The sequence below is a fragment of the Catenulispora acidiphila DSM 44928 genome (assembly GCF_000024025.1).
In the GTDB taxonomy this organism is placed as follows: Bacteria; Actinomycetota; Actinomycetes; order Streptomycetales; family Catenulisporaceae; genus Catenulispora; species Catenulispora acidiphila.
Genome location: NC_013131.1, coordinates 8,711,660 through 8,724,361, shown reverse-complemented (window position 1 = coordinate 8,724,361; position 12,702 = coordinate 8,711,660). Strand labels below are relative to the sequence as shown.

Genomic DNA, 12,702 nt, shown 5'->3' with positions numbered 1-12,702 from the left:
CGAGGGGAGCGGCTACATGGGGGATTCGTCACGCTTTGGCACCGAGCTGCGGGCCCGCCGCGTAGCAGCCGGGTTGTCGTTGGGCACCATGGCTGCCTACCTGCGCTACAGCAAGGGCTATCTCAGCAAGATCGAGACGGGCCGCATGCCGGCACGCCCAGACTTTGCACGGCGGTGCGACGCATACCTAAAGGCAGATGGAGCGCTCGCAGCGTTAGTGCCCGACCAGACGCCGGCTCCGAGGAGCTCTGCTACAGAGACCGACGTCCCTACCAGGTCCGGAAGCCCGGCCAAACCCGACCTCCACCAACCTTGGAGCTCGGGCTTCGACGGCGACGCCTACTCGTTCGCCGCCGTGCCCCGCCGAGACGTCCTCGCGGCCGGCACTGGCGCCGTGCTCGCTGTCGGTCTCGGCACCGGCCTCGCCCCGCGCTCGGCGGCGTCCTATGACGAGCACGCCACGCGCGCTTTCGAGACCCTCTTCGGCCAGATGCGGACGCTCGGCCAAACTGCGAGTCCCGCCGTCGTGCTGCCGACACTGGTGGCACAGACTGAGACATTGCGCGGCCTCGCCGCCCGTGCGTCCGCAGCCACGAGGAACCGCTTGCTCCGCCTGACGTCCCGCTACGCGGAGTTCACCGGCTGGATGGCTCAAGAAGCGGGAAGCGACTCAGGCGCGCTGTGGTGGACAGAGCTCGCTGCTCGCCTCGCCGACGCCGCCGGCGACACCACGCTCGTCGCCTACTCCGGCATCCGGCGTGCTCTCGTGGCGATGTACCGGGGTGACGGTGCGGGGACCGTGGCGGCGGCTCGCGACGCCGAGCACTCGCGCTGGTCACCCACGATCCGTGAGCAGGCTGCACGTCGCGCCGCGCAGGGCCACGCACTCCAAGGCGACTACACCGCGTGCCTCCGTGCTCTCGACCGTGCCCGTGAGTTGGGCTCCCTGGTCCCGGTGCCATCGCGATCTTCCACGTCACGCCCGACAGCCGGTTCGCTTTCGCCGACCGCGGCCACGGCCACAACCCGCGCGTTCACCATCGGCTCGACGACCATGATCGACCCGCTGGCGATTACCACCGGCTGGTGCCTGTTCGACCTCGGCCGGTGGGAGCAGTCCGCGGATTTTCTGGACCCTGCCGTTTCTGCCTTGCAGCCGGACGCCGTCCGTAACCGTGCTCGCTACGGAACGCGTCTCGCCCTCGCGCACGCGGCCCTAGGCGACCTTCCACGCGCAACGGCGCTGACGGCCAGCCTCCTCGACGCGGCTGACGCCGCCGACTCGGCGACCATCCGTACCGACCTCCGTCGGCTGTCCCGCACCCTCAACCGCCACAGCACCGACCCCGCGGTCCGCGCCCTCAGCCCGCGCCTGACCGCCTCGCTCTAGCCGCGCCGCGAAACCAGCCCGGCTGTCGGCGTCGCGCTACCCGTTTCACCGCTCTGGAAGGGACCTGCGACCATGCACGAAATCTTCGTCAACTACCGCACCAACGATGCCCACGACGCGGCCTTCGCCATCCAGGCTGATCTGACGCACCGTTTCGGCGCGGACAAGGTCTTCTACGCGTCCCGCTCGCTCAAACACGGAGTGCCGTTCGGTGATGCGCTGATCCGCGAGGCCGGCAAGGCGCGGGTCCTGCTCGCTGTCATCGGCTCGGAGTGGCTCAAACGGGATGCCCGTGGCCACCGTCTCGTCGATGACGAGAACGACTGGGTCCGGCGTGAGATAGTCGCGGCTCTGAACGCCGGCACTCACGTGATCCCCGTCCTCGTCGGGCGCACGACCGACCGCCTCCCCAATGACCTCCCGCCGGACATCAAGGACCTCCTGAACTTCAACTACCGCCGCTTCGACCACCGCGAGGCGGAAGCACAGCTGCCGCAGATCGCCGCCGCCGTCCAAGAAGTCGTCCCCGGTCTCATCGACAACACCGAGCAGAAGCCTGAACCGCCCTCCATGGCCGGAACCACCAGCACAAACCAGAGCGGCGGCTCCACGATCGGCACCCAGGGCGGCCGCAGTGTCAACGTCACCGGAGACCATCAAGGGGGCACTCACCTGTCCGGTGACACCCACGGCGACGTCCACATCTCCGGCGACCGCCGCGACGGCATCCACATCGACGGCGACCAGAGCGGCGGAACGAACTATGGCGGCGCCATCAACACCGGCGGCGGCACCTTCATCGGCAGCTCCCGGGGCAACGTCCACACCGGAAGCGGCGCGCAGTTCAACACGCTGCCGACGGACGACGACCCGGACGACGAGCAGTGAGTGCCGAGATCCACCAGGCACGGGGCAATCTTCACACCGGGTCGGGGAACCAGTGGAACCTGACGCTCCACACGGCCAAAGTGGCCGTGCGTCGCGGGGCGGGAGCGTGGTCGGAGTCGACGTTCGAGCACGTGAACCAGTGCTTCTTCGAACCCGATGGCTTCCAGGAGATCCAGGCGGCCATCGAGGAGCACAAGGTCGTCATCCTGAAAGGGATTCCCGGCTCGGGCCGCCGTTTCGCAGCTCTCAAACTGCTCAGCAAGAGCCAGTACAGCCCGGGTTTGTTCTATGCGCCCGTGGTTGGGAGCGGCGACGATGAATCGCTCTCCGGACTTCGGATCCAGCGGGGAGACCGCGTTCTCGTCGACCTCTCGACGATGGACGAAGCACAGTTCAAAATGGTCGCCCCGGAAGTCCAGCCCTTCGTTGAGACGGTGCAGACCGCGCGCGCCCGATCGGTGATCATCCTCCCCGACGCCTGCGAGCCGGAGCCGGACTGGCTGAAAATAGTTCGCCCGATCACCCGCCCCGATCCGGTCAAGGCCTATCGGAGGCATCTGAAAAGCATCGGCGTACTGGCCGACGCCATAGACGGGCCGGCGGTCCACGAGCACTTCAGGCACGCCCCGATGGCCGATCTGACTCGACTCATGCTCCTTGTGGTCGAGGCCCGGGATGCGAACCCCACGCTTGACGACCGCGCCTGGACCCGAGTCGCGCTCGAAGCGCTGCGTGCCGGACCTAAAGAAGTGGCCGCCATCCTCAAAGAGCTGAAGGCCGGCCAACAACGTGCGCTGCTTCTGGCATCGTCACTGTTCGCCGGCGGGTCCGCGGATGGTGCATGGCATGCGGCCAGAGTCCTGTTGGAGACCCTCCGCTATCCCAAGGACCCGGACCTTCCTCTGGATCGGTCCGACCTCCAGGAACAACTGGCGCTCTTCGGCGCCGGTATCGATCAGCATCGGCACATCCAGTTCCACAAGCCGCTCGATGCTGCGATACGCGCCTATATGTGGGACGGCTACCCGGCATTGCGCAACACGCTGGCTGAATGGATCAAAGCGCTGGGAAAGAACTGGAAATGGTCGCTCGCCGATGCCGAGCGCGTTGCTGCGCGTTTCGGCGAACAGCATCTGCGGACCAGACAGATCACCTCCATGGCGAAGCTGATCGCCGATCTGGCAGGTTCGGAAGCCGATGAGCCGATCCGGCAGGCTTTCGTGCTGCTCGAACTGGGCTTGAAGCACCCCGACCACGGCCGAGGGTTTCGACGTCAGATGTGGGAATGGGCCAAGAACCCGCCATCGGATGGTTTGGGCGAGGTGCTGATCCGGGCTTGTGTCGAAGTCATCGGTGACACCCATCCCGACCAGGCACTTGTCCGCCTGCATCATTTGGCCCGCCGATCAGGGCGGATCGGCGAGATGGCGTGTGAGACCCTGGCCGTTCAGCTCGCCCAGGACCGGTTGCTCCGCCTTATCCGTCTTCTTCTGTTCCGCATGGTCGAGCACCCGAACGACCGCGATCCCGCCATCTTCGTCCACGTCATTGATCCGCATCTGCTCATCGACTGGCGCGGCCGTGCGCGACCCCTTGCTGCGGAGCCTGCCGTCCGCACCCAACTCGCCCTGGCGTGGCGTGCCACGCTCGCCAAGCAGCCCCGAGGCTGGCAGGAGCAGCTCGATAGTTGGCTCATCGCCGCCGCCAACAGGTCGGGCAGCGAACTCCTCCTCGCCATCCTCGCCGAGGCTCCCGACGACCTCGCCGCGCGCAGCCGTCTGCACGCCGCCGCCGTTGCGTGGGCGGCGGCGCGAGGAGGCGCGTGGTCTGTCGCCGACGCGTTGCTGGAACGCGTCAATGACGCGCAGGGCTTCTCCTTTGTCGCCATGGAAGGGACCGATTGATGAGTACCGACACCAAGATCGTGGTGGGCGTCGTCGTGACCGGGTTGTCCGCCTGCTTGGCGGCGGTGGCCGCGCATGTCGGTTGGAGCTTTTGGCCCGCGCTGCTCGGGATTCCGTTGGTCTTTGCGGCCGTGGCGGTGGGTAGTCATCCGGGCGGTCGTTCCTACGATGCGAAGTCCGGGGACGATGCGTCTTACAACGGCTTCGCGCCTTCGGCTTCGTCGTGGACCGATGGCGGGCTCACGGTCTCGCCGCCCCTTTCTGTGATGCTGCCCGGTGTCGAGCACGAGTGCCCGCAGCCACGGATGCGGTTGCGCAGTGCGGCCGACGGCTACGATTTCCGCTTCGCGGCGACCGTCCGCTGGCGCGAGAGCGCGAACATGTCCCCGGTGGCGCACAGCGACCTGGCTGCCGTCGCACGCAGCGCGATCATCCGCCGCGCGGCCGATTTGTTGGCCAGCCGGGATCCTGGAGAAGTCGCGCTGGTAGAGGCGGAGCTCGCCGGTGCCCTGGGTGCGAGGCTTTCTGATGCCACCGGACTGCTCGAAGCATGGGCCGGCGACGTGTCCCTCACGCTCTCCGATGCCGACAGCGAGCGCATGCGCCGGCTCACCGAGATCCGCAAGGACGAGCAGGTGTGGGAATCAGAGCGTGAGTACGAGAAGCATCGGCGTGCCTACCTCGGAGGCGACGTCCTCAAGTCCGCGGGCAGCGCCGTCGTTTGGGCGTTGGCTCGCAAGGAGGACTCGATCGAGCGCGCCGTCGACCTCATCGGACCGCTTGCGCTGCTTTCTGCGGCAGCCAATGACACCGACGTCGCGCCGGTGTTCCGGCACCTCGTTGCCCCCGAGTTCGCTGCGCAGAACGGTCACGTTCCGAGCCCGCCAGACGCTTCAAACGACTACGACAACTATGGCGACGACGACGATCACGCCGACCCCGAACCCGCACGGGCAAACGGCGTCCCCCGGACGACACCCGACTACATCGCCGAAATGGCCGACCACCTCGGATTCACCAGCTCAGATCACCGAAACCTGTTCGTCGGCAACATCGTCAACGTCCTGAAATCCATGGAGCGGCCCGACGACGCCGAGTCGGTGCGCCGTGCCTTCTATCCCCAGCAGGACCTGGATGAGCCGTTGTTCGATGTCGGCGAGCCCGCCCCAGCCGCCAGCGTCGCAGACGGACCCGTCGCCGGCAGCAACGAGTTCTACGACCCTTATGAACCCTGACCGATACGAAACCCTGACCGATACGAACCCTGACTACCCCGCCACCAACCGCAACCCGTTCCGCCGCTCGTCCTCCGCCAGCAAGCGCTCCATCTTCGCGCGGGTGTCGGAGCCGGCTTGGGGGTTGTGGAGGACGATTCGGAGGTCCGCGCGGTCTGGGACGGCGAGGGTCACCGATTCGAAGTGCAGGGGTCCGACGCGGGAGCTCATCGACTTCAGGTTCACGCCGCTGTGTGCGACGCCTTGGCGGGCCCACAGTTCGGCGAACTCAGTGCTCTGCGTCAGTAGGTTCTCCACTACCAGGCGGAAGCCTTCGTCGCCGGGGGAGGCCGTCATCTCTGAGCGGTACGTCGCGACTACGCGGGGCGCGAGTTCCGTCCAGTTCTCCAGTGATTCGCGGTAGATCTCGTCGAGGAAGTACTGGTGGAGGCAGTTCCAGCCGGTCTTGGTGGTGTGCAGGGCCAGTTCTGCCGCGCGGTTGGCGACGACGATGTTCCAGTAGCGGTCGATGATCATGCCGGGGTTGGGGAGCCAGGTGTCCACGAGGTGGACCAGGGCTTGGTCGACCGGGCCGGCGGCGTCGGCGGGGGACAGGCGGCCGACGGGGGGTGGGTTGAGGCCGGCCAGGGCGTACAGGTGGCGGGTTTCGGGCTCGTCGAGTTTGAGGACGCGGCCGACTGCGTCAAGGACCTGCGAGGACACCGTGATGTCGCGTCCTTGCTCAAGCCACTGGTACCAGGAGGTGCCGACGCCGGCGAGGACCGCGACCTCCTCGCGGCGCAGGCCCGGGGTGCGGCGGCGGCTGCCGGGCGCCAGGCCCACCTCCTCGGGCGTGATCCGGGCGCGGCGGGCGACCAGGAACTCGCGCAGGTTCGCCCGCCGGACGGATTCGGGGTCCACGGGGACCGGGGTCGTCATCGACACAGCTTTCTCCCCTCAAGCACGCCGTACGCTCCAGTCCGGGGTCCGGATCCCGCTCGCGGTCCGCGCATTCGGCGCGCCGCCGGCTGCCAGGAGCTGCCGGACCCAGCCTGGTGTAAGGACCACCAGCATAAACAGGCGCTACCCACTTACGCTTCCCGCGCCGAATCCTGGATGGCATGACAGATGTCCTCGACCGGTCCACGCCGGCGGCACCCGAAGGTCCGGGCGGCACGGCTACCACCGCGAACATCACCGACTTCTCGACGACTTCCGGCTTGTCCGCCCGGGCCAAGCTTGTTCTCTTCCTGCTCTGCGCGGCGAACTTCATGGTCGCCGTCGACTTCTCCATCCTGAACATCGCCGTCCCCAGCATCGGCAAGGACCTGCACATCGCCGACGCGAACCTGCAGTGGATCGCCACCGCCTTCGCGCTGCCCTCCGGCGGCCTGCTGCTGTTGTCCGGCCGCGTCGGCGACCTCGTCGGACGCAAGAAGGTCTTCATCACCGGCACCATCTTGTTCACCTCGGCCAGCGTGATCGCCGCCATCGCGTGGGTCCCCGCGGTCCTGCTCGCCGGCCGCGCCCTGCAAGGCATCGGCGCGGCGATGATCGTGCCGACCGGCATGGCGCTGCTGACCACCTCCTTCCCCGAGGGCCCGCAGCGAGAGCGCGCCCTGGGCATCAACGGCACGCTGATGACCGTCGGCTTCACCGCCGGCATGGTCCTCGGCGGCGTGCTGACCCAGGCGCTGTCCTGGCGCTCCACGATGGTGCTGAACACCGTGATGGGAGCCGTCGTCCTGCTCGGCGCGCCGCGGCTGCTCACCGAGAGCCGCAACCCGCACGCCTCCCGCCTTGACGTCCCCGGCGCCGCGACCGTCACCACCGCGCTGCTGGCGCTGATCTACGCGCTGTCGACCGCCGCGCAGGCCGGCTTCGGACGCCCCGACGTCGTCATCGGCCTGGTCGCCGGCGTGGCACTGCTCGCGGCCTTCGTCTTCATCGAGTCCCGAGCCGCCGAACCGCTGGTGTCGCTGCGCATCCTGCGCCGCCGCAACGTCGCGATCGGCAACATCGGCGGGCTGATCACCTTCGCCTGCATGAGCGCGGTCGTCTTCCTCGGCACGCTGTTCCTGCAACAAGTGGAGGGCATGTCCCCGACCCTGACCGGTCTGGTCTTCGCGGTCATGGGGGTCGCGGCAGCGCTCGGCGGCATGATCGCCCCACGGCTCATCGGCCGCTACGGCGCCCGCACCACCCTCGTCGGCGGACTGATCTTCCAGGGCGCGCTGATCCTCCCGCTCGCCCTGATCGCCCCCGGCAACGGAACCGTCCTGCTGTTGACGATCGGCGCCGTCGCCGCCTTCGGCCACCTCGCCGCGGTCGTCTCGTACGGCGTCACCGCGACCTCCGGCCTCGGCGACACCGAGCAAGGTCTGGCGACCGGTCTGGTCACCACCTCGCAGCAGGTCGGTCTGACGCTCGGCATCCCGCTGCTGTCCGCCGTGGCCTCGGCGCGCAGCGACAGCCTGCGCACCGCCGGGCACAGCGCCAAGGACGCGCTCACCAGCGGCATCCAGCTCAGCATGGGCGCCGACGGCGTGGTCGTGCTCGTCGCCGCCGCGCTGGTCTGGTTCGGCCTGCGCGCCAAGACTGTGCGCGCTGAAACCGTGCGCAGCCAAGGCTGAACTCGCAGCACACCGCCAGAACGGCTCCGCCCGGCGGAGCCGTTCTCCGTCACGACCCCGGGACAACCACTTTCGCGTCTTCGCCCAGATAGGGCATGCTGTGGCGGGTGGGGGATCTCAGCGGCGTACCGGAAGAAGTGGCGGGCGCGGACGTGCCCGTCGTGGTCTCCTTCGTCAGCACCGCCCGCACCGCCGTCGTCACCGAACTCGGCGACGCGCTGGCGACGGTCCTGTGGGTCGGTGTCGTCGTCGCCGCGGGATGCGCTGCGGCATTCCGCGACGCGACCGTCGTCCTCCCCGTGGTTTCCGTCCTGCTCGTCATAGCGGTGGCCCTGGGCCATTACCGCAAACTGCGCGTCGCGGGACGCCTGCGGCCCGCGCCGGTGACGGTCGCGTTCGACGAAGACGGCGTCACCTACGCGGTGTCCGGCAAGATCGCCAAACTCCCGTGGCTCCAATGGCGCCGCGCCTACAGGCGATTCGGCATCTGGCACCTCAAGCTCACCGCCGCACCGACGCGCGGTTTGGCCTTCCCCGACAAGGTTTTGGAACCCGAGCAACGAGCGCGCCTCGTCGATCTCCTCGAAGACCACAACCTCCTGCGCAACGGCCGCCGCTACTAGGCATCAGCTGCATCAGCCCGGCATCGAGCTAGGCATCGACCGAGAGCACCACACCGGTCTTGATCGCCGTCATCAAAGCCTTGTGATCCACCCGGGTCTGATCGGCATACGCCACAGCCCACCGCCCCATCGCGCGGTCGAACGAATCCCCGCTCCCCAAGTACGCCGAAATCGCGACCCGGTCCCCGGACCGCGCATGCGCCCGCGCCAATGTCTGCCCGCACAGCTCCCCGTACGCGCGCAGCATCGTCTTGTCCATCTCCGGAACGTTCGCCGACCCCTTCATGTCACGCAGCTGCCGCACGTAGAAGTACCGCCCCGCCGGCCCGCTCGCCCACCCCAGGAAGATGTCGCTGGTCGCCTGCATCAGCCGCTGCCCGCTGACCACCCGATGCCCCTGGTGGTCATCCCGGCCGGCCTTCAGATACGGCGCGAGCACCGACTCCTCGGCCTCCTTCACCTGAAGGAACAACGGCGTCGCCGTCGTCTCGCCGAGCAGCAGCGCCATCGAGCAGCGCGTCCCCACACTGCCGACGCCCACCACCTTCAACGCCGACTCCACATACCGGAACCGCTCCAGCAGAGTCCTGCGATCCTCCTGCAACGTGGAGCGGTAGTCGGTGAACACCCGGCGGATGGTCTCCTCCTCGGCGTCCCGGTCGAATCCCAGCTCCGCGAACGGCACCAGCAGCGGCGGCTGGTAGCGGATGCGCGGCGTGCCGTCCGGTCCGGGACCGGTCAGCTTGCGCAGCGCTTGAAGATTCGTGTGCCGCTCGGCCTCGCTGAGCGACGCCTCGACCTCGCGGCGGCCCTTCGGGCGCTTGGCGAGCTGCAGCATCATCGTGGCGTCCACGCTCCGGTACCAGACGTCCAGCTCGCTCATCCCCGCCAGCCGCGCCATCGTCGCGCGGTAGGCCCGCGCCGCGTGGGTCGCGGCGTGCGAGCCGCACTCGTCCGTGAACCCGTTCTGCCGCGCGGCGACCGCGATGCTCGCCGTCAGCCGCTTCACGTCCCACTCGAAGGGCCCGGGCAGCGTCTCGTCGAAGTCGTTCAGGTCGAACACCAGCCGGCGCTCGGGGGAGGCGTAGAGCCCGAAGTTGGACAGGTGCGCGTCGCCGCACAGCTGCACGGTCAGACCGGTGTTCGGCGAGTGCGACAGATCGGCGGCCATGATCGCCGGGGCGCCGCGCAGGAACGCGAACTCCGAGGCCGCCATCCGGCCGTACCGGATCGGCACCAGGCCCGGCAGCCGCGTGGCCGCCTGCTTCTGCAGGATCGCCATCGGGTCCCGGCGGTCCGGCGGCGGCGTCCAGTCCCCGGTCGAGGAGCGCGTGATGAGCTTGCGGGCCGCACGCCCGGCCGCCACCCGCGAGGCCAGGCTCGAGTTCGTCATGCGTTCCACAGTGCTCTCCGGCACGGCCGCGCGCATGCCGATGCCCGGCCGGATCGGCTGATGAGGCGATCCGGCCGGGCATCTCACTCGGCGAAGAGGGGAAGTGGGGAAGAGGCGAAGGGAGCCGGGGTGTCAGTCCGGTCAGGCTCCGCTCAGCGCTTGGCCGCCATCCCGGCGGCCTGCTTGGGCAGCAGGAACGCCATCGCCAGGATCGCCACGACGAACACCACGTCCACCGCGTCCACCCAGCGCATCGCGGTCACGTAGCCGCCGAACCCGCCGGGGTGCGAGCCCAGCACGGAGAAGAACACCGTGCCCAGGATCGTCACGCCGGACGCGCCGCCGAACTGCTGCGCGGTGACCAGCATCCCGGAGGCCGCGCCGGCGTTCTTGGTCTTGATGCCGGCCAGCACCGAGCCCACCAGCGAGGGCAGCACCAGGCCGTTGCCGGCGCCGACCAGGATCATCGAGGGCAGCAGCTGCCAGGACGCCAGGTCCGCGCCCCGCCAGGCCAGCACGATCCCCAGCAGCACCAGTCCGGCGGTGCTCAGCCCGGCGCCGATCGCGATCACCCGGGCGCCGTAGCGGCCCGAGACCTGCCGCGCCAGCAGCGAGGTGACGGCGAAGGCCACCCCCAGCGGGCCGAACAGCAGACCGGCCTTCACCGGGCTCATGTGCATGCCGCCCTGCAGGAACAGCGTCATGGCCAGCATGAACCCGCCGAACATGGCGAGCATCAGCCCGGACAGCGCCAGGCCCACGCTGAACGTGCGCTCCTTGAACAGCGACAGGTCCACCATCGGTGCCCCGCCGACCCGCGCGAGCCGCGCCTCCCAGCGCATCGCGACGATCATCACCGGGACCGAGCCGACCAGCGAGACCCAGGTCCAGACCGGCCAGCCCTCGGTGCGGCCCAGGATCAGCGGCGCCAGCGCCAGACCGATGCTCAGCGCGATGGCTATCGCGCCGACCGGGTCGAACTTGGGACGGTGCGTGCCCCGGGTGTCCGGCAGCCAGCGCAGCGCCAGCAGCACGGCGATCAGCCCGATCGGCACGTTCACCAGGAAGATCGGCCGCCACGTCCAGTGGAAGATGTTGGCCTCCAGCAGCACGCCGCCGAGCACCTGCCCGGCGACCGAGCCGGTGCCGATGGTGGCGCCGAACCACGCCATCGCCCGCGGCCGCTCGTGCACCGGGTAGATGACGTTGATCAGGGCCAGCAGCTGCGGCACCATCGCGGCCGCGGTCGCGCCCTGGACCAGGCGCGCGACGATCAGGATCGTCGAGGACGTCGCGACGCCGCAGGCCAGGCTGGCCAGCGTGAACGCGGCCATCCCGCCGACGAACATCCGCTTGTAGCCCAGCAGGTCGCCCAGCCGCCCGCCGGTGATCAGCCCGGCCGCGTAGGCGAAGCCGTAGCCGCCGACGACCAGCTCCAGGCCGGCGTCGGTGGTGTGCAGGTCGTGCTGGAAGGAGGGCGCGGCGACGTTGACCACGAAGTAGTCGAACATCGCCATGAACATCGCCGACAAGATCACCGGCAGCATGCGCCAGCGCCGCGGGTCCGGGGAAGAATCCGGCGACGGCGTGGTTGGTAAGGGGGTGAGGACTTCTTCCGTGGTGGCTGACACCGGGCACCATCCGCTTCGCTCGAGGTGACGCTGAGTGAGGAAAACAGTTCGACGTTCATCGAACCGTTCGACTAGTATCGAACTGTACGACGACTATCGAACTCAAGGCAAGCGGGTTTAGGCTGTGGCAATGGACACCCAGGTCGAGCAGTACGAACTGACTCATCCCAGTGAGGACGCCGTGGAGTTGACGGCGGTGCTGTCGGCGCTGGCCGAGCCGGTCCGGCTGACCATCGTCCACACCGTCGCCGACTACGCCGCCGAGGGCGGCATCGCCTGTCTGGACGTCTGGGAGAAGAGCGGGCTCACCGCCACTAAGTCCACGATGTCGCACCACTACAAGGTGCTGCGCGAGGCCGGACTGGTCGTGATGTGGTGGGTCGGCGCCAAGAAGCACGTCCGGCTGCGCCGGGAGCTGATGGACGTACGGTGGCCGGGACTGCTGGACGCGGTCCTGGCGGACACGAAGGCGCCGCAGTCCGTCCACGCGCACGAGAAGCGCTAGGACGGACGCGGCGCGGCCCGTACAGACAGAAAGCTGAGCGGCGAGGTGCTCAGTGGTGCATCGCGGCGCCCTTGAAGGCTTTGTCGACCGCGTTCTTGGCGCCGTAGACCGCGATCCCGACCAGATCCAGATCGTCGCCACGCACAGCGCGCACCGCCGCGCGATTGTCGGTGTCGTTGCCGGTGCGGAACATGTCGCCGGTGAACACCGCGACAGCCAGCCCGCGCGCCAGAGCCTTGCTCCGGGCCGCGGTCAGCAGTTCTTTGCTTCCTTCGAAGACGAGAACCGGCTGGCGGAACTCCGAGAGATACGCAGTGTCGTCCGCGTCCCGATAAGCCTCGCCGATGACCTCGGGGTGAGCCGTCCCGATCCCGCTGACCAGGAACGCCGTGACGTTCAGCCGCTGCCACACCGCGAGGTCGTCCCGCAGCAGCACGGCGATCTTCGTGTCGAACCTGACTGGGGTGGCTTCAGCGTCTTCGACGGTGCCTTCAGGAGTGCCCTCGTTCATGATCCGAGGA

At 68.5% G+C, this 12,702-nt stretch carries 11 protein-coding genes; 7 read left to right on the top strand and 4 right to left on the bottom strand.

All coding sequences use genetic code 11. From position 1 onward, the window contains the following. The first annotated feature begins 16 nt into the window (after positions 1 to 16). The 4 genes from CACI_RS37195 to CACI_RS46620 all read left to right on the top strand — a co-directional run bounded on the left by CACI_RS37195 (position 17) and on the right by CACI_RS46620 (position 5,417). The gene (locus CACI_RS37195) at positions 17 to 1,390 is read left to right on the top strand and encodes a helix-turn-helix domain-containing protein (RefSeq protein WP_015796079.1); all 1,374 of its coding nucleotides are present in this window, start codon (positions 17 to 19) and stop codon (positions 1,388 to 1,390) included. A gap of 72 nt (positions 1,391 to 1,462) precedes the next feature. Continuing rightward, entirely contained in the window at positions 1,463 to 2,278 is an 816-nt protein-coding gene (locus tag CACI_RS53745) for a toll/interleukin-1 receptor domain-containing protein (protein WP_015796078.1), read from the top strand. Then, a complete protein-coding gene (locus tag CACI_RS37185; protein WP_015796077.1) occupies positions 2,275 to 4,182 on the top strand; it encodes a hypothetical protein in 1,908 nt (635 codons plus the stop codon). The genes CACI_RS53745 and CACI_RS37185 overlap by 4 nt, the downstream gene beginning before the upstream one ends. After that, positions 4,182 to 5,417 carry a hypothetical protein gene (locus CACI_RS46620; protein ID WP_015796076.1) on the top strand — a complete coding sequence of 412 codons (1,236 nt, stop codon included), beginning with the start codon at positions 4,182 to 4,184 and terminating at the stop codon, positions 5,415 to 5,417. The genes CACI_RS37185 and CACI_RS46620 overlap by 1 nt, the downstream gene beginning before the upstream one ends. A gap of 33 nt (positions 5,418 to 5,450) precedes the next feature. Here the strand turns inward: CACI_RS46620 and CACI_RS37175 are convergent, their stop codons facing one another. After that, on the bottom strand, positions 5,451 to 6,335 hold the full coding sequence (locus CACI_RS37175; protein WP_015796075.1) for a helix-turn-helix transcriptional regulator: 885 nt from the start codon (positions 6,333 to 6,335) through the stop codon (positions 5,451 to 5,453). A gap of 182 nt (positions 6,336 to 6,517) precedes the next feature. Here CACI_RS37175 and CACI_RS37170 point away from each other — a divergent pair, with 182 nt between their 5' ends. After that, a complete protein-coding gene (locus CACI_RS37170) occupies positions 6,518 to 8,029 on the top strand; it encodes an MFS transporter (protein ID WP_015796074.1) in 1,512 nt (503 codons plus the stop codon). Positions 8,030 to 8,136: 107 nt separating this feature from the next. Next, positions 8,137 to 8,652 carry a hypothetical protein gene (locus CACI_RS37165; protein ID WP_223297363.1) on the top strand — a complete coding sequence of 172 codons (516 nt, stop codon included), beginning with the start codon at positions 8,137 to 8,139 and terminating at the stop codon, positions 8,650 to 8,652. A gap of 28 nt (positions 8,653 to 8,680) precedes the next feature. On the opposite strand, the gene CACI_RS37160 is transcribed toward CACI_RS37165, so the two are convergent. Together CACI_RS37160 and CACI_RS37155 are read right to left on the bottom strand one after the other, a co-directional pair. Next, positions 8,681 to 10,045, bottom strand: a complete 1,365-nt coding sequence (locus CACI_RS37160; RefSeq protein WP_041543329.1) for a DUF2252 domain-containing protein — start codon at positions 10,043 to 10,045, stop codon at positions 8,681 to 8,683. A 152-nt stretch (positions 10,046 to 10,197) separates the two neighbouring features. Next, positions 10,198 to 11,592: an MFS transporter gene (locus CACI_RS37155; protein ID WP_143765544.1), complete on the bottom strand. Its 1,395-nt coding sequence runs from the start codon at positions 11,590 to 11,592 to the stop codon at positions 10,198 to 10,200. A 214-nt stretch (positions 11,593 to 11,806) separates the two neighbouring features. Here CACI_RS37155 and CACI_RS37150 point away from each other — a divergent pair, with 214 nt between their 5' ends. After that, positions 11,807 to 12,181, top strand: a complete 375-nt coding sequence (locus CACI_RS37150) for an ArsR/SmtB family transcription factor (RefSeq protein WP_015796070.1) — start codon at positions 11,807 to 11,809, stop codon at positions 12,179 to 12,181. 49 nt (positions 12,182 to 12,230) lie between these two features. Here CACI_RS37150 and CACI_RS37145 read toward each other — a convergent pair whose 3' ends face one another. Further along, entirely contained in the window at positions 12,231 to 12,692 is a 462-nt protein-coding gene (locus CACI_RS37145; protein ID WP_015796069.1) for a DUF2000 domain-containing protein, read from the bottom strand. Positions 12,693 to 12,702 lie beyond the last annotated feature (10 nt).